The 16,658-nt window shown below is 61.6% G+C and carries 11 protein-coding genes and 1 other RNA gene; 10 read left to right on the forward strand and 2 right to left on the reverse strand.

The window, feature by feature from the left end:
- The 6 genes from smc (at window position 1) to ffs (ending at window position 9,363) form a co-directional block, all read left to right on the forward strand.
- The gene (gene smc, locus BM321_RS01260; protein ID WP_092441281.1) at window positions 1-3,489 is read left to right on the forward strand and encodes a chromosome segregation protein SMC; all 3,489 of its coding nucleotides are present in this window, start codon (window positions 1-3) and stop codon (window positions 3,487-3,489) included.
- A 257-nt stretch (window positions 3,490-3,746) separates the two neighbouring features.
- Window positions 3,747-4,592, forward strand: coding sequence for a cell division protein ZipA (zipA, locus tag BM321_RS01265; protein WP_092197434.1), 846 nt, complete (start codon window positions 3,747-3,749; stop codon window positions 4,590-4,592).
- 135 nt (window positions 4,593-4,727) lie between these two features.
- A complete protein-coding gene (gene ligA / locus BM321_RS01270; protein ID WP_092441282.1) occupies window positions 4,728-7,091 on the forward strand; it encodes an NAD-dependent DNA ligase LigA in 2,364 nt (787 codons plus the stop codon).
- A 123-nt stretch (window positions 7,092-7,214) separates the two neighbouring features.
- Complete coding sequence (locus BM321_RS01275) at window positions 7,215-8,375, forward strand: zinc-binding metallopeptidase family protein (RefSeq protein ID WP_092441283.1); 1,161 nt, start codon at window positions 7,215-7,217, stop codon at window positions 8,373-8,375.
- A 136-nt stretch (window positions 8,376-8,511) separates the two neighbouring features.
- On the forward strand, window positions 8,512-8,892 hold the full coding sequence (locus BM321_RS29295; protein WP_139236194.1) for a hypothetical protein: 381 nt from the start codon (window positions 8,512-8,514) through the stop codon (window positions 8,890-8,892).
- A gap of 374 nt (window positions 8,893-9,266) precedes the next feature.
- An RNA gene (gene ffs / locus BM321_RS01280) (signal recognition particle sRNA small type) lies at window positions 9,267-9,363 on the forward strand.
- 220 nt (window positions 9,364-9,583) lie between these two features.
- On the opposite strand, the gene BM321_RS01285 is transcribed toward ffs, so the two are convergent.
- Window positions 9,584-9,898 (reverse strand): helix-turn-helix domain-containing protein, encoded by a 315-nt coding sequence (locus BM321_RS01285; RefSeq protein ID WP_053120652.1) that lies wholly within the window; start codon window positions 9,896-9,898, stop codon window positions 9,584-9,586.
- A 337-nt stretch (window positions 9,899-10,235) separates the two neighbouring features.
- On the opposite strand from BM321_RS01285, the gene BM321_RS01290 reads away from it, so the two are divergent.
- Window positions 10,236-11,984, forward strand: a complete 1,749-nt coding sequence (locus BM321_RS01290; protein ID WP_092441284.1) for a putative bifunctional diguanylate cyclase/phosphodiesterase — start codon at window positions 10,236-10,238, stop codon at window positions 11,982-11,984.
- Here the strand turns inward: BM321_RS01290 and BM321_RS01295 are convergent.
- Entirely contained in the window at window positions 11,930-12,700 is a 771-nt protein-coding gene (locus BM321_RS01295) for a substrate-binding periplasmic protein (protein ID WP_092441285.1), read from the reverse strand. The two genes, BM321_RS01290 and BM321_RS01295, sit on opposite strands and share 55 nt — an antisense overlap.
- Window positions 12,701-12,843: 143 nt before the next feature.
- On the opposite strand from BM321_RS01295, the gene dnaX reads away from it, so the two are divergent.
- The 3 genes from dnaX (at window position 12,844) to BM321_RS01310 (ending at window position 16,615) form a co-directional block, all read left to right on the forward strand.
- The gene (dnaX, locus tag BM321_RS01300) at window positions 12,844-14,889 is read left to right on the forward strand and encodes a DNA polymerase III subunit gamma/tau (RefSeq protein WP_092441286.1); all 2,046 of its coding nucleotides are present in this window, start codon (window positions 12,844-12,846) and stop codon (window positions 14,887-14,889) included.
- Window positions 14,890-14,953: 64 nt separating this feature from the next.
- A complete protein-coding gene (locus tag BM321_RS01305; RefSeq protein WP_003183512.1) occupies window positions 14,954-15,292 on the forward strand; it encodes a YbaB/EbfC family nucleoid-associated protein in 339 nt (112 codons plus the stop codon).
- Window positions 15,293-15,580: 288 nt separating this feature from the next.
- Entirely contained in the window at window positions 15,581-16,615 is a 1,035-nt protein-coding gene (locus tag BM321_RS01310; RefSeq protein WP_092441287.1) for an NADP-dependent oxidoreductase, read from the forward strand.
- Window positions 16,616-16,658 lie beyond the last annotated feature (43 nt).

Raw genomic sequence — 16,658 nt, forward strand, 5'->3', positions numbered from 1 at the left:
GTGCGGCTCAAGTGCATCAAGTTGGCGGGGTTCAAGTCCTTCGTCGACCCGACCACGGTGAACTTCCCCAGTAACATGGCGGCGGTGGTCGGACCCAACGGTTGCGGCAAGTCGAACATCATCGACGCCGTGCGCTGGGTGATGGGCGAGAGCTCAGCCAAGAACCTGCGCGGCGAGTCGATGACCGATGTCATCTTCAACGGCTCCACCAGCCGCAAACCGGTCAGCCAGGCGAGTATCGAGCTGGTGTTCGACAACTCCGATGGCACCCTGGTTGGCGAGTATGCGGCTTATGCGGAGATTTCCATTCGTCGCAAAGTGACCCGCGACAGCCAGAACAGTTATTTCCTCAACGGCACCAAGTGCCGGCGTCGCGACATCACCGATATTTTCCTCGGCACCGGCCTGGGCCCGCGCAGCTACTCGATCATCGAACAGGGCATGATCTCCAAGCTGATCGAAGCCAAGCCCGAGGACCTGCGCAACTTCATCGAAGAGGCTGCGGGGATCTCCAAATACAAGGAGCGGCGGCGCGAGACCGAAAACCGCATTCGTCGTACCCACGAAAACCTGGCGCGCCTGACCGACCTGCGCGAAGAGCTCGAACGTCAGCTCGAACGTCTGCACCGCCAGGCCGAGGCCGCGAAGAAGTACCAGGAATACAAGGGCGAGGAGCGCCAGCTCAAGGCCCAGCTTTCGGCCCTGCGCTGGCAGGCGTTGAACGAGCAGGTCGGCCAGCGTGAAGCGATCATCGGCAATCAGGAAGTCAGCTTCGAAGCCCTGGTGGCCGAGCAGCGTAATGCGGACGCCGCCATCGAGCGCCTGCGCGACGGCCATCATGACCTGTCCGAGCGCTTCAATCTGGTGCAAGGACGCTTCTATTCCGTGGGGGGCGACATCGCCCGGGTCGAGCAGAGCATCCAGCATGGGCAGCAACGGCTGCGGCAGTTGCAGGATGATTTGAAGGAAGCCGAGCGGGCGCGCCTGGAAACCGAATCGCACCTGGGTCACGACCGTACGCTGCTGTTGACCCTCGGCGAAGAGCTGGACAGGCTCACGCCGGAGCAGGAAATCACCAGTGCCGCCGCCGAAGAGGCCGCTGCGGCCCTGGAAGAAGCCGAACTGACCATGCATGGCTGGCAAGAGCAGTGGGACAGTTTCAACCTGGCCTCGGCCGAGCCGCGGCGCCAGGCTGAAGTCCAGCAGTCGCGCATCCAGCAGTTGGAAACCAGCATGGAGCGCCTGGCCGAACGTCAGCGCCGCCTGTCCGAAGAGCGCGCCTTGCTCGCGGCGGACCCGGAAGATGCAGCGATTCTGGAGTTGAGCGAACAACTGGCGACCAGCGAAGCCACCCTCGAAGACCTGCAGGCCAGCGAAGACGCCCAGGTCGAACGCCTTGAGCAACTGCGCCAGGCCTTGCAATTGGCCTTGCAGAACCAGCAGCAGGGCCAGGGTGAGTTGCAGCGGCTCAATGGGCGCCTGGCTTCGCTGGAGGCCTTGCAGCAAGCGGCGCTGGACCCGGGCACCGGCACCGCCGAATGGCTGCGCGACCAGCACCTGGCCGAGCGTCCGCGGCTGGCCGAGGGGCTGAAGGTCGATGCCGGTTGGGAGCTGGCGGTGGAAACCGTGCTGGGGGCCGACCTGCAAGCGGTACTGGTGGATGACTTCGGCGGCTTCGACCTGTCGGGCTTCACCCAGGGCGACCTGCGCCTGCTCAGTCCGGCTGGCGACGGTGTGCGAATGCCCGGCAGCTTGCTGGACAAGGTCGAGGCCCAGGTGGACCTGTCGCCCTGGCTGGGACAGGTCAAGCCGGTGGACAGCCTTGAGCAGGCCTTGGCCCTGCGGGGGCAATTGGCGGCCGGAGAAAGCCTGATCAGCCGTGACGGGTATTGGGTTGGCCGGCATTTCCTGCGGGTGCGCCGGGCCAGCGAAGCCGAGAGCGGCATGCTCGCCCGTGGCCAGGAAATCCAGCGCCTGGGCGCCGAACGGGAAGAGCGCGAGGCCAGCGTCGAAGCCCTGGAAACCGAATTGCAAAACCTGCGGGCGCAACAGCGTCAACAGGAAAACGGCCGCGAACACCTGCGGCGGCTGTTGCAGGATGAGGCGCGCCAGCAAGGCGAGCTCAAGGCGCAGTTGTCGGCCGGCAAGGCCAAGGTCGAGCAACTGGCGCTGCGTCGCACCCGCCTGGAAGAAGAAATCGCCGAGCTGGGCGAGCAGCGGGCGCTGGAGCACGAACAGATCGGCGAGGCGCGCTTGCAACTGCAAGAAGCCCTCGATGCCATGGCACTGGACACCGAGCAGCGTGAGCTGCTGCTGGCCCAGCGTGACAGCTTGCGTGAGCGCCTGGATCGGGTGCGCCAGGAAGCACGCCAGCACAAGGACCACGCCCATCAGTTGGCGGTGCGCCTGGGCTCGCTCAAGGCGCAATACGATTCCACGCGCCAGGCCTTGGAACGGCTGGAAATGCAGTCCGAACGCCTGACCGAAAAACGCGAGCAGTTGAGCCTCAATCTGGAGGAGGGCGAGGCGCCTTTGGAAGAGCTGCGCCTCAAGCTCGAAGAGTTGCTCGACAAGCGCATGAGTGTCGACGAGGAGCTCAAGACGGCGCAGATCGCCTTGGAGGACGCCGACCGCGAACTGCGCGACGCCGAGAAGCGCCGCAGCCAGGCCGAGCAGCAATCCCAACTGATCCGCGGCCAGATGGAACAGCAGCGCATGGAGTGGCAGGCCCTGACGGTGCGGCGCAAAGCCTTGCAGGAGCAATTGCTGGAAGACGGCTACGACCTCGACGGCGTGCTCGCCACCCTGGTGGCCGGGGCGAACGAGAAAGACGCCGAGGACGAACTGGAGCGCATTGCCCAGCGTATCCAGCGCCTGGGGGCAATCAACCTGGCGGCCATCGACGAGTACCAGCAGCAGTCCGAGCGCAAGCGCTACCTGGACGCCCAGAACGATGACCTGGTGGAAGCGCTGGAGACCCTGGAAAACGTCATCCGCAAGATCGACAAGGAAACCCGCAACCGCTTCAAGGATACCTTTGATCAGATCAACGGCGGCTTGCAGGCCCTTTTCCCAAAAGTTTTCGGTGGCGGCAGCGCCTATTTGGAACTGACGGGCGAAGATTTACTCGATACAGGGGTGACAATCATGGCGCGTCCTCCTGGCAAGAAGAACAGCACCATCCATTTGCTCTCCGGTGGCGAAAAGGCGCTGACCGCGCTGGCCCTGGTCTTTGCCATCTTCAAATTGAACCCGGCGCCGTTCTGCATGCTCGACGAGGTCGACGCGCCATTGGACGACGCCAACGTAGGCCGTTACGCACGGCTGGTGAAGGAGATGTCTGAAACGGTGCAGTTCATCTACATCACCCACAACAAGATCGCCATGGAAATGGCCGATCAGTTGATGGGGGTGACCATGCATGAGCCCGGCTGTTCGCGACTGGTGGCGGTGGATGTGGAGGAGGCCATGGCCATGGTGGATGCCTGAACAACCGGTTGTAGGGCTTCTACTTCGAACGCTGTAGGTATTTTTTACCAGGGGGTTGATGTTCAATTCACAGATTGGGCACAAGCCTGTGCGACAGACGGTGTAAAGTTATCTTTGGTCGTGCTAGTTTAATGTCAATTTTTCGTATGCGTGGGCAAAACGCCATTCAGAACATAGAGTTGGCGCCACGTTTTAAAGCGGTTTACAAATAGCTAAGCCCCTTATTTTTCAGCATTTTTATAGAGGCACGGGATTACATGGAAATCGGTCTGCGCGAGTGGCTGATCGTCATCGGCATCATTGTCATTGCCGGTATTCTTTTCGACGGCTGGCGTCGCATGCGCGGCGGCAAGGGGAAACTGAAGTTTCGCCTGGATCGCAGCCTGTCGAACCTGCCCGATGAGGATGACAGCGCCGAACTGCTGGGTCCGCCGCGGGTGCTGGACACCCACAAGGAGCCGCAACTGGACGAGCACGACTTGCCGTCGATGAGCGCCCCTGTCCGCGAGCCACGGGAGTCGGGCTCCAAGCGCGGCAAGCGCAACAGCGAGCCGTCCCAGGGGGATTTGAACCTGAACCTCGACCTGGATGGTGGGCCGAGCTTCAGCAGTCGCGACGGCGACTTCCCGGACGAGACCAAGACCCCGAGTGTCGACAAGGACCAGGCCCAGGCTGAAGAAGTGCTGGTGATCAGCGTGATCTGCCGCGACCCGGCCGGCTTCAAGGGCCCGGCGTTGCTGCAGAACATCCTCGAAAGCGGCCTGCGTTTCGGCGAGATGGACATTTTCCATCGCCACGAAAGCATGGCCGGCAACGGCGAGGTGCTGTTCTCCATGGCCAACGCGGTCAAGCCCGGTGTGTTCGACCTCGACGACATCGATCATTTCAGCACGCCGGCGGTGAGCTTCTTCCTCGGCCTGCCGGGCCCGCGTCATCCCAAGCAGGCCTTCGACGTGATGGTGGCCGCGGCTCGCAAGCTGTCCCAGGAACTCAATGGCGAGCTCAAGGATGACCAGCGCAGTGTGCTGACCGCCCAGACCATCGAGCACTATCGCCAGCGCATCGTTGAATTCGAGCGCCGGGCGCTGACCCAGAAGCGCTGAGCGATGGATGGCTCTCCTGTCCAGAGAGCTTTATATGGCGAGGGAGCTGGCTCCCGCTGGGGTGCGAAGAGCACCCCCACGTATCAAGAAAATCGAGCAGCCTAGGCTGCTCTTTTGCTTTATGAGAGAACACCCATGAACGCCGTCGAAACCCGCATCCAACAGCTGCGCACAGAGTTGGACCAGCACAACTACCGCTACCACGTCCTTGATGAGCCAAGCATCCCCGATGCCGAGTACGACCGCCTGTTCCACGAGCTCAAGGCCCTGGAAGAGCAGCATCCGGAACTGGTCACCAGCGACTCCCCGACCCAACGGGTCGGCAGCGTGGCGCTGTCGGCATTCAGCCAGGTGCGCCACGAGATCCCGATGCTCAGCCTGGGCAACGCCTTCGACGAAACCACAATGCGTGAATTCGACCGGCGGGTGACCGAAGGTCTCGACCTGCCCATGGGCGACTTGCTGGGCGGTGGCGCGGCGGTGGAGTACAGCTGCGAGCCGAAGCTCGATGGGCTGGCGGTCAGCCTGTTGTATCAGGACGGCATGCTGGTGCGCGGCGCCACACGCGGTGACGGCGCCACGGGCGAGGACATCAGCGTCAATGTGCGCACCGTGCGCAACATTCCCCTCAAGTTGCAGGGCACTGGCTGGCCACCGCTGCTGGAAGTGCGCGGCGAGGTGTACATGTCCAAGGCCGGCTTCGAGCGTCTCAACGCCACGCAGCTGGAGGTGGGCGGCAAGACGTTTGCCAACCCGCGCAACGCGGCGGCCGGCAGCCTGCGTCAGCTCGATTCCAGGATCACGGCCAACCGTCCCCTGGAGTTCTGTTGCTACGGCATCGGCCAGGTGACGTCGGACATCGCCGACACCCACATCGGTAACCTCAAGCAACTCAAGGCCTGGGGCCTGCCCATCAGCCGTGAGTTGAAGCTGGCCCACGGTATCGATGAATGCCTGGATTACTACCGTGACATCGGCGAGCGGCGCAACGCGTTGCCCTACGAGATCGACGGCGTGGTGTTCAAGGTCAACAGCATCGCTTCCCAGCGCGAACTCGGTTTCCGCGCCCGGGAACCGCGTTGGGCCATTGCCCATAAGTTTCCCGCCACTGAAGAACTCACCGAGCTGCTGGACGTCGAGTTCCAGGTCGGCCGCACGGGCGCGGTGACTCCGGTGGCCCGTCTCAAGCCGGTGAAAGTCGCCGGCGTGACCGTGGCCAACGCCACCCTGCACAACATGGACGAAGTGGCGCGCCTGGGCGTGATGATCGGCGACACCGTGATCATCCGGCGTGCCGGGGATGTGATCCCGCAGGTGGTGCAGGTCGTCACCGAGCGCCGTCCGGAAAACGCCCGCCCGGTGGAGGTGCCCCAGCAATGTCCCGTCTGCGGCTCCCACGTCGAGCGCACGCAATTGATCAAGCGCAGCAAGGGCCGCGAAACCGTCAGCGAAGGCGCGGTGTACCGCTGTGTCGGTCGCCTGGCCTGTGGCGCCCAACTCAAGCAGGCGATCATTCACTTCGTCTCGCGTCGGGCCATGGACATCGAGGGCCTGGGCGAGAAGAGCGTCGAGCAACTGGTGGATGAAGGGCTGGTGGGTTCGCCTGCCGATCTGTATGCCTTGACCTTCGAACAGGTGGTCGACCTGGAAGGCTTCGCCGAGCTGTCGAGCAAGAACCTGCTGGCCGCCATCGTCGACAGCAAAAAGCCGAGCCTGGCGCGTTTCATCTATGCCCTTGGCATCCCGGATGTGGGCGAGGAGACCGCCAAGGTCCTGGCCCGCTCCCTCGGTTCGCTGGAGCGCGTGCAGGCGGCCTTGCCCCAGGTACTCACGTATTTGCCGGACGTCGGTCTGGAAGTCGCCCACGAGATCCACAGCTTCTTTGAAGACCCGCACAACCGCCAGGTGATCAAGGACCTGCTGCGCCATGGCCTCGAGATCCAGGACCAGGGCGAGTTGGGCGCCGAATTCTCCGCCAGTACCACCCTGGGTGGCTTTCTCGACAAGCTGCACATTCCTTCGGTGGGGCCGGGTGGGGCGCAGAAACTGGCGGACAAGTTCGGCTCGCTTGAAGGGGTGATGAACGCCGATTGGCTGGACATGCGCCAGGCGCTGCCGGAAAAGCAGGCCAACGCCGTACGCGAGTTCTTCGCCATCGCCGCCAACCGTCAGCAGGCCGAATCGGCGGAACAACAATTGCGCGATTTCGGTATGCACTGGCAGAGCGAGAAGAAAGTCGTCGAAGGCTTGCCCGAGGCCGGGCACACCTGGGTGCTGACCGGTTCGCTGGAACTGATGAGTCGTGACGTTGCCAAGGACAAGCTGGAGAGTCTGGGGGCCAAGGTGGCCGGTTCCGTGTCGGCGAAAACCCATTGCGTGGTGGCCGGGCCGGGGGCGGGTTCGAAATTGACCAAGGCAAACGAGCTGGGGCTCAAGGTGCTCGACGAAGCGGCGTTCGTGGCTTTTTTGAGTCAGCATGGCATCACGGTTCAATCGTGAGGCACCTCTGTGGCGAGGGAACAAGCTCCCTCGCCACGGTTTATTCGGTGTTGTGACGCAGTGCGGGGGAACGATCCGACACGGAGCATGATCTAGTCTTGCAGGCTCCAGGGAGAGATCGCCATGTACCGCTTCTTCGAACAATTGAGTTCACGCATCGCCGCACCGTTCATGGGCGACCGGTCGCGCAATAGCAAGGTGTGGCCGTGTCGTTGCGGCCAGTCCCTGTTTTTTCGCAACAGCCAATGCCTGGCCTGCCTGGCGGCCCTGGGGTATCAGCCCGAGCAGAGTCGCCTGTCGTCCTTGCAACCCGCTGAGCAGCCCGGCACCTGGACGCTGGATGCCGACCCGCAAGCCGGGCTGTTCCGGCGCTGCGCCAATCTCGACACTCCGGCGGCCTGCAATTGGCTGCTGCCGGACAATGGGCGCGATACCCTGTGCATCGCCTGCAGCCTTAACCGCACCATCCCCGACCTGTCGATTCCGGAAAACCCTGAGCGCTGGCGCAAGGTCGAGACCGCCAAGCGTCGGCTGGTCGCGCAACTGATTACCTTTGGCTTGCCGGTCATCCCGAAAACCGTCGACGAAAATATCGGCCTGGCCTTCGACTTCATCGGCATCGACCCCGACGGCAAATCGCCGATGACCGGCCATGCCAGCGGGTTGATCACCCTCGATATCAAAGAGGCGGACGATGCCCATCGTGAGTACGTGCGCCAGCAGATGCGCGAGCCGTATCGCACTTTGCTCGGGCATTTTCGTCATGAGGTGGGGCATTACTACTGGGATCGGCTGATTGCCAACAGCCACTGGCTCGAGGCGTTTCGCGAGTTGTTCGGCGATGAGCGCGCCAGCTATGCCGAAGCCCTGGAACGGCACTACCAGCAAGGCGCGCCACAGGATTGGCAAACCCATTACGTCAGTGCCTACGCCACCATGCACCCATGGGAAGACTGGGCGGAAACCTGGGCCCATTACCTGCACATGATGGACGCGGTAGACACCGCCCTGGGCTTCGGCATGAGTGCCCGGGAGATGGATTTCGACTACCAGCCGTTCCTGCCCGAGACCTTGTACGACGCCGAACACGCAGGCGGTGCGGCTTTCCTCTCGTTCGTCAACGCCTGGATCGAACTGGCCGGTATGCTCAACGAATTGTCCCGCAGCATGGGCCAGCCGGATTTCTACCCGTTCGTCGTACCGGCGGCGGTGATCACCAAACTGCATTTCATCCATCTGGTGATCCAGGAAGAGGGCGGTCGGGCGGATGAGGTGCTGGCATAACATCGCTCTTGCAATCAATGTTGCTCGCCAAAGATAGAGTCGATTATCGATAAGAAGTCGAGGCGGTTAAAGTAATGCCATTTGTTTTGAAAATGGTTTTGTATTCACGCTTTGTTTTACCCTGAAGCCGCCATGGATGATGGCTGATTTTATTAGGGAGGATATTATGCAATACAATGAGATGGATAAAGGGACGACAATTCCCAATGCGCCCCGCAGGCTTTCCCAGGCAGGGCAAAGTCGATACAGCATTATATTGGCTTGGCAAATCTCGGATAACGTCCGGCCCGACCAGGTTGCAGCTCATGCGTTCAAAGTGACTGCAGCGGCAAATGGGCAGGCGCAGTTTGTTCCTGCAACCTCAGTAAAACCAGACGGGCGCGGCTGGTACCGGCATGAAATAAGGGTCAGTGGCGGCGCCCAGCCAGTATTTTTCAATGTTCAAGTTCGGGCTCAAGCCCTGAGCGGCGAGTATGGGCCATTCTGTCCAGTGCTAGTCTGTAATACTTCGTCGTGATTGGAAGATCAAGCAAGAACGCCTGCTGTTTTTAAGAGTCGTCATTGCTTTTGTCGCTATATGCTGAAACTGCAAGTGATCAATGGTTACCAGCGTATGTACTTGGCTATTGCCGGTGATTTAATCTCGACGATGTTTTGAGGGGCACCCTGCGGTGTTCCTCACGGACCTGCTTGGGGAGCGAGCATGCTCGCCAAGCGGTGGCTAAGCTCGTCCCCCTGTCCAAATGGCTCGACATTCTCGCGAGCGGGCGTTGCTCCTACAGCAAGTGCTTGAGCGCCTTCAGTTTTTATCCGTCGTGAACGGTTGTAACTTCTTGCCAGATAGGTACAATGGCGCGGCTCGCCGTCAGGCGGGCGTCGTTATGGTGACCCCATCGGTCCCCCCGCAACGATTACCCGTGAACCTGGTCAGATCCGGAAGGAAGCAGCCACAGCGGGAACATTGTGTGCCGGGGTGTGGCTGGTGGGGTTGCCTCCATAACGCCCAGGCCTTCGTTCGCAAGGCTTGTCGGAATTCAAAATTTCTTTTTATCGCCGATCAGTATCGATCGTTGCGTCGTGCCGCCCGGTTTTTGGCCGGGCAGGGTGTGAGCTTTCGGTTGGCTGGTTGTCAAGGCGGGTAAATAAATGCCAAAGAGAACCCAGGCCCGTCCTGCGGTGGCAGGTCTGGCTTTTTTTGCATGATTTCATCAAGGCTTGGACAAGGCCTGGTCGACCGCAGCGATCAGCTTTCCCAGGTCCTTCGGGGTGGCTTTGTGTATGACACCGAACAGGTATGCCCGCTGTTCGTCCTCATCGGCCATGTCGGCAAAAAAGGCCTTCAGTTGCACATCCAGCACATTGGCAAGCAGGAACAAGGCTTCGACGCTGGGGGTGTAGGTGCCGGTTTCGAAGCGGCTGATGGTTTTAGGATCAAAACCGGTTTTTTCGCCAAGTTCAGCCTGAGTAAGCCCCGCTACTTTGCGGTAGCGTCTGATGGCCGGACCCAAACTTGAAATTTGCATCGCTTAATTCCCATTTAGAATCAAGAACTTAACGATAGATTTTCGCATTAGGCAACCGCGTGATCCATCACCTTGCTTTGCAAAATGTGATGTGTTTCGTAGAATCGGCCTTTGGCACGGGTATTTGGTGACCTGCTTTTCGAAGCCGAGGTGTGTGCAGGAGCCGGGCCTTGTGTTCTTGTCACGATACAAGGCAAGGGCTGAAGCTCTCCCTCGGTATCACCAGGGCTCGCGCTCCAGCTTCTCTCAGAGTGTTTGAGCCTAGTTGATTTCGCCTGTCTTGAAGGCGGTGCAACCGCGCGCGACAAATGAGCCTGACTCATGGATGACTGCTTCGATGGATAAGAAGTACCGCAGGGCCGTTGACGCCGCCGCGATTTTTTCCGAGACCGATCTGAGCGGGTGCATCACCTACGTCAACGATCAATTTTGCAGCCTTTTCGGTTACCGGCGCAATGAACTGCTGGGCGCGAACCATCGTCTGCTCAATTCCGGCCAGCACCCTGGCGAGTTCTTCAGCGCCATGTGGCGCACCATTGCCCTGGGCCAGGTCTGGAAAGGGGAAATCTGCAATCGGGCCAAGGACGGTACGCTGCACTGGGTCGACACCACCCTGGTGCCGGTGATCGACGACCAGACAGGCCAGATCGAGCGCTACCTGGCGATTCGCTTCGACGTCAGCGAAAAGCGCCGCCTGCTGCATTCGTTGCAATGGCGGGTCGGTCACGATGTGCTGACCGGTCTGCCCAATCGTACTTATCTGTCGGATCTGCTGGACCAGGCCCTGGAGTTTTCCCGAGCGGAAAACCTGCCCCTGGCGGTGTGCATGCTCGACCTTGATGGCTTCAAGGCGGTCAATGATGGCTATGGTCACGCCAGCGGCGATCGACTGTTGGTGGAGGTCGCCAGGCGCCTGCGCAGCATTGTGCGTGGCGAGGACGTGGTGGCGCGGCTGGGCGGGGACGAATTCGTGCTGGTGTTGCGCCATGTACGTGGGATGGAAGAGCTGCATGCCGCGTTGAACCGGGTGTTGATCGCCGTCTCGATGCCGTATGCCATTGACGGCAAGGACATCAAGGTTTTCGCCAGTATCGGCGTCACGTTGTTCCCGTGGGACAACGAAGACGCCGAGACCTTGTTGCGTCACGCCGACCAGGCGATGTACGTGGTCAAGCAAAGCGGTCGCAATCGTTTCCACTTGTTCGATGTGTCCCGGGACAAGGAGGTGCGGGCCACTTACCAGACGGTCGAGCGGGTCCGCCAGGCACTGGCCGATAATGAACTGCGGCTGCATTTCCAGCCCAAGGTCAATATGCGTCATGGCACCGTGGTCGGCCTGGAGGCGCTGCTGCGCTGGAAACATCCGCAACGTGGCCTGGTGCCGCCTCGGGAATTCTTGCCCCTGGCGGAGGAGACTGACCTGATCGTCGAGATCGGCGAATGGGTCATGGAACAGGTCTTGACCCAGTTGCAACAATGGCAGCAAGCGGGGCAGGGCTGGCCGGTGAGTATCAATATCTCGGCGCGGCATTTCCAGCGGGCGGATTTTGTCGAGCGGCTGCGACAGGTGTTGGAGCGGCATTCGACGGTGCCGCCACGGCTGTTGGATCTGCAGATTGTCGAGTCCGTCGCCGTGGAGAACCTGGCCCACGTCAGCGCCTGCCTCCAGGCATGCCAGGCGCTGGGCGTGGGCTTTTCCCTGGGCGGTTTCGGCACCGGCTACTGCTCGCTCAACGACCTCAAGCACCTGCGCACGCAAACCATCAAGATCGACAAGACCTTCGTGCGCGACATTCTCGATGATCGCGACGACCTGGCGCTGACCGAAGCGGTGATCGGCCTGGCTCGGGCGTTTGGCCGCGAGGTGGTCGCCGAAGGGCTGGACAGCCTGGAGCATGGCCAACTGCTGCTGAGCCTGGGCTGCGAGGTGGCACAAGGTTATTTCATCGCCCGGCCCATGCCGCCCGAACAGATACCCGGCTGGGTGCAGGGGTTCGTCCCGCCGTCGCAATGGCGGCAGCGGCCAGGCGATCAGGGCGAGGACGCCTCGCTCTCGGCCCGCGGTGCTTCACTGCGGCCGGTGTAGAGCTGGATGATCGCGTCAATTTCCCCGGACGTCTTCATGTTCAGCAATGTCCTCAGAATGCGTTGTGCGGGAATGTTCGGATCGTTGCGCACATAACAGCTCAACAGCTGTTCCTGCAGGACAGCCACCTCAAAGAGTTGACGATCAGCGGTATGACGTTGATTGAACCAATCCAGCGCCCATTGGTTACTGATCCCATAGCGATAACGCCCGGCCAGCAGTTTCGCCAGCACTTGTTCCTGGCTGCGGGCATCATCGCGACGCAGTTGACCGGCGTCGAACAAGGGTTGCAAGGTCGGGTAGCTATAGCCGAGCACCGTGCCGATGGGTTGGGGCGACAGCGTTATTGGCGTTACCGTCGCTGATGCGCTTGCCGTGGCGACGAGCAGGTCACGTTGGAAAAACAACGGGATGCTCCACAGATAATCACTGTTGTCCTTCACCCAGTCAGGGCTGACATAGCAACGCATGTCGATCTCACCGTGTTGCATGGCACCGTCGAGCCGGGCGCGGGAGAGGACGTGGAATTGCGCCGGCTTTCCTATCTGGGTCGCCAGGCTGGTCATGATGTCGGGAATGATGCCCTGGGTCGGGCGGCCTCGTTCGATCTGCGCCATGGGCATCGACCAGCCGTCGGTAATGGCGAAACGCAAGGGGCCTTCCTCGGCAAGACAACCGGTACTCAACAACAGCAAAGCCCCCATGGCTGAGCGCATAAACTCTCCTGACTGTGTAAAAAACCGTGTCGACAACGAGCCCCTGGCCTAGCTTAGTCACATTAGACGAGCGCACCGGATGCAATTTCGCCCCTGCTCCGCTAGCATTAGCCGCTTATGTTCCTTCGTTGCGACGGTTTTCGATGAGTTATCAGGTTCTTGCACGTAAATGGCGTCCGCGCTCGTTCCGCGAAATGGTCGGCCAGACCCATGTGCTCAAGGCTCTGATCAATGCCTTGGACAGCCAGCGGCTGCACCACGCCTACCTGTTCACCGGTACCCGGGGCGTGGGCAAGACCACCATCGCGCGGATTATTGCCAAGTGCCTGAACTGTGAAACCGGTATCACTTCGGCGCCTTGTGGCGAGTGTTCGGTCTGCCGGGAAATCGACGAGGGGCGCTTCGTCGACCTGATCGAGATCGACGCCGCCAGCCGCACCAAGGTCGAAGACACCCGCGAACTGCTCGACAACGTGCAGTACGCCCCGAGCCGTGGGCGCTTCAAGGTCTACCTGATCGACGAAGTGCACATGCTCTCCAGCCATTCCTTCAATGCGCTGCTCAAGACCCTCGAAGAACCGCCGCCCTACGTCAAGTTCATCCTGGCGACCACCGATCCGCAGAAACTTCCTGCAACGATTTTGTCGCGGTGCCTGCAGTTCTCCCTGAAAAACATGACGCCGGAGCGGGTGGTCGAGCACCTGACCCACGTATTGAGCGTCGAGAACGTGCCATTTGAAGACGACGCGTTGTGGCTGCTGGGTCGCGCCGCCGATGGTTCGATGCGCGATGCCATGAGCCTGACCGACCAGGCCATCGCTTTCGGTGAAGGCAAGGTGATGGCCGCCGATGTCCGGGCCATGCTCGGCACCCTCGATCACGGCCAGGTCTATGACGTCCTGCATGCACTGATCGAAGGCGATGCCAAGGCGTTGCTCGAGGCGGTGCGTCACCTGGCCGAGCAGGGGCCCGACTGGAATGGCGTACTTTCGGAAATCCTCAACGTGCTGCACCGCGTCGCCATTGCCCAGGCCCTGCCCGAAGGCGTCGACAACGGCCATGGCGACCGTGATCGCGTACTGGCCCTGGCCCAGGCGCTGCCGGCCGAAGACGTGCAGTTCTATTACCAGATGGGCCTGATCGGCCGTCGTGACCTGCCCCTGGCACCGGATCCGCGAGGCGGCTTCGAAATGGTCCTGCTGCGAATGCTGGCTTTCCGGCCAGCCGACACGGCGGACGCCCCGAGGCAAACGCTAAAGCCAGTGGGGATCAGCCAGGCCACAGCTGATTCCGCCAAGCCAGTGGCTTCGGCTCCGGCAGCGGTGGCACCTGTAGCCCAGCCGGTGCCGGCGCCTGTTGTCGCGACGCCCGAGCCGGAACCCGAGCCGGTCGTCGAGGCGCTGCCCGAGCCTGTCGCCGAAGAAGTCGTCGACCTGCCTTGGAACGACCCGGTCGAGCCGCAAGTGGTCCAGCAGCCGGTCGTCGAGCCCGTGTTGGAAACCGTCGCCGAGCAGCCCGAGTTGCCGCCGATGCCCCTGCCAACGCCCGACAGCGTGGTGCCCGATGCGCCGGAATGGGTCGCAGCGCCCGTGCCCGAGCCGACGGTGGCCGACGTCGATATCGCCACGCCGGGCATCGACCTGGACGACGAGCCGCCGCTGGATGAGGATTACATCGAGCCGGACATGGATTCGGCGTACAGCTACCTGGACGACCTGGCCAGCGAGCACGCCGCTGAGCCGACCCCGGAGCCCGAGCCGGAACCGGCGGCGATGCCGGCCACCGGGCTGGCCCTGCAATGGCTGGAACTGGTCCCTAAACTGCCGATCAGCGGCATGACCGGCAGCATCGCCGCCAACTGCACGCTGATGGCCGTGGAAGGCGACCACTGGCTGCTGCACCTGGACCCGGCCCACAGCGCACTGTTCAATGCGACCCAGCAACGACGCCTCAACGATGCACTGAACCAGTACCACCAGCGCACTCTGACGCTGACCATCGAGCTGATCAAGCCCGAGCAGGAGACGCCGGCCCAGGCCGCGTCCCGCCGCCGTGCCGACCGTCAGCGCGAAGCCGAGGAGTCGATCCACGGTGATCCATTCATCCAGCAGATGATGCAACAGTTCGGCGCCGTGGTCCGTCACGATACTATCGAACCTGTCGAGGCCCCGGTCACCCAGGGCTCATAACTGAAGGCGCCGGGCCGAACGGGCCGGGCGTGTTGTTTATCCAAGTACTTTCGAGGTGATTCCCATGATGAAAGGTGGCATGGCCGGCCTGATGAAGCAGGCGCAGCAGATGCAGGAAAAAATGGCCAAGATGCAGGAAGAACTGGCCAACGCCGAAGTCACCGGCAAATCCGGTGGCGACATGGTGACCGTGGTCATGACCGGTCGTCACGACATCAAGCGTGTCAGCATCGACCCAAGCGTGGTCGAAGGCCTGAGTGAAGATGACAAGGAAATGCTCGAAGCCCTGTTCGCCGCCGCCGTCAATGACGCGGTGCGCAAGATCGAAGCCAACAGCCAGGACAAGATGTCCGGCATGACCGCTGGCATGCAACTGCCACCGGGCATGAAACTGCCGTTCTGATTCGCCATCCCGGTCGGGATGGGCTACACACAATGCCAGGCATCGCGCCTGGCATTTTTATTTCTGGCCCAGATACAGCGTTGGATGTCCGGCCGCTATCGCGAGCAAGCTCGCTCCCACACTGGATTGAAGTGTTCCTCAATTGTGAGGTTCGTCGCAGGTCCTATGTGGGAGCGAGCTTGCTCGCGATGCGACCCCTGCGGTCCAACCGAACAAACATCGAACGCCGCCCCCTCGGCCATGGTCTGCTCCCTATACGTGCCACTCAACGATCAAGGAGACGCTTCCATGTCACAAGCATCGACCACCAGCCAGCGCATCGTCCTGGCCTCTCGCCCCCACGGCGCCCCGACCCCGGAGAATTTCCGCCTGGAGCAGGTGACCCTGCCGGACCTGGCGCAAGGGCAGATCCTGCTCAAGACGCTGTTTCTGTCCCTGGACCCTTACATGCGTGGGCGAATGAGCGATGCACCTTCCTACGCCGCGCCGGTGGAAATCGATGAGGTGATGACCGGCGGCGCTGTCAGCCGCGTGGAGCGTTCGATGCACCCGAAATTCCAGGAGGGTGATCTGGTGGTGGGCGCCACGGGTTGGCAGAGCCACAGCATCAGCGACGGACGCAACGTGATGCCCATTCCCTCCGGGCTGCCCAGCCCCTCGATGGCCTTGGGGGTACTGGGCATGCCGGGCATGACCGCTTACATGGGGCTGATGGACATTGGCCAGCCCAAGGCCGGGGAAACCCTGGTGGTCGCGGCCGCCTCGGGTGCCGTGGGCTCGGTGGTCGGCCAGGTGGCGAAGATCAAGGGCCTGCGTGTCGTCGGGGTCGCGGGCGGCAGCGAGAAATGCAAGTACGTGGTCGATGAGCTGGGCTTCGATGCCTGTGTCGATCACAAGAGCGCCAATTTTGCCGAGGAACTGGCGCGAGCCTGTGACAAGGGCATCGATATCTATTACGAAAACGTCGGCGGCAAGGTCTTCGATGCCGTCGTGCCGTTGCTCAACGCCAAGGCGAGGATCCCGCTCTGTGGCCTGATCGCCTCCTACAACGATCATCAAGCACCGAGCGGCCCGGATCGCTTGCCGCAGCTGCAGCGCACCTTGCTGACCAAGCGCGTGCGGATCCAGGGGTTTATCGTGTTTGACGACTACGGTGACCGTCAGCCGGAGTTCATCAGTGCCATGGCCCCTTGGGTGCGCGATGGCAAGGTCAAGTTCCGCGAGGACGTGGTCGATGGGTTGGAGAATGCGCCACAGGCGTTTATCGGCCTGTTGGAAGGGCGCAACTTCGGCAAGTTGGTGGTGCGGGTCGCGCAGGATTGAGTATTTGACGCTAACCGGAGGCGCGGGTATAAACCGCGTCTCG

This window comes from Pseudomonas sp. NFIX10, from assembly GCF_900111955.1.
Classification (GTDB): domain Bacteria; phylum Pseudomonadota; class Gammaproteobacteria; order Pseudomonadales; family Pseudomonadaceae; genus Aquipseudomonas; species Aquipseudomonas fluorescens_AA.

Excerpts from the sequence above, each read along its gene's own strand:
- BM321_RS01295 (WP_092441285.1), bottom strand. The coding sequence starts at position 12,700 with ATGCGCTCAGCCATGGGGGCTTTGCTGTTGTTGAGTACCGGTTGTCTT.
- ligA (WP_092441282.1), top strand. The coding sequence starts at position 4,728 with ATGAACGCCGTCGAAACCCGCATCCAACAGCTGCGCACAGAGTTGGAC.
- zipA (WP_092197434.1), top strand. The coding sequence starts at position 3,747 with ATGGAAATCGGTCTGCGCGAGTGGCTGATCGTCATCGGCATCATTGTC.
- BM321_RS01275 (WP_092441283.1), top strand. The coding sequence starts at position 7,215 with ATGTACCGCTTCTTCGAACAATTGAGTTCACGCATCGCCGCACCGTTC.
- BM321_RS01290 (WP_092441284.1), top strand. The coding sequence starts at position 10,236 with ATGGATAAGAAGTACCGCAGGGCCGTTGACGCCGCCGCGATTTTTTCC.
- BM321_RS01305 (WP_003183512.1), top strand. The coding sequence starts at position 14,954 with ATGATGAAAGGTGGCATGGCCGGCCTGATGAAGCAGGCGCAGCAGATG.
- BM321_RS29295 (WP_139236194.1), top strand. The coding sequence starts at position 8,512 with ATGATGGCTGATTTTATTAGGGAGGATATTATGCAATACAATGAGATG.
- dnaX (WP_092441286.1), top strand. The coding sequence starts at position 12,844 with ATGAGTTATCAGGTTCTTGCACGTAAATGGCGTCCGCGCTCGTTCCGC.
- BM321_RS01310 (WP_092441287.1), top strand. The coding sequence starts at position 15,581 with ATGTCACAAGCATCGACCACCAGCCAGCGCATCGTCCTGGCCTCTCGC.
- BM321_RS01285 (WP_053120652.1), bottom strand. The coding sequence starts at position 9,898 with ATGCAAATTTCAAGTTTGGGTCCGGCCATCAGACGCTACCGCAAAGTA.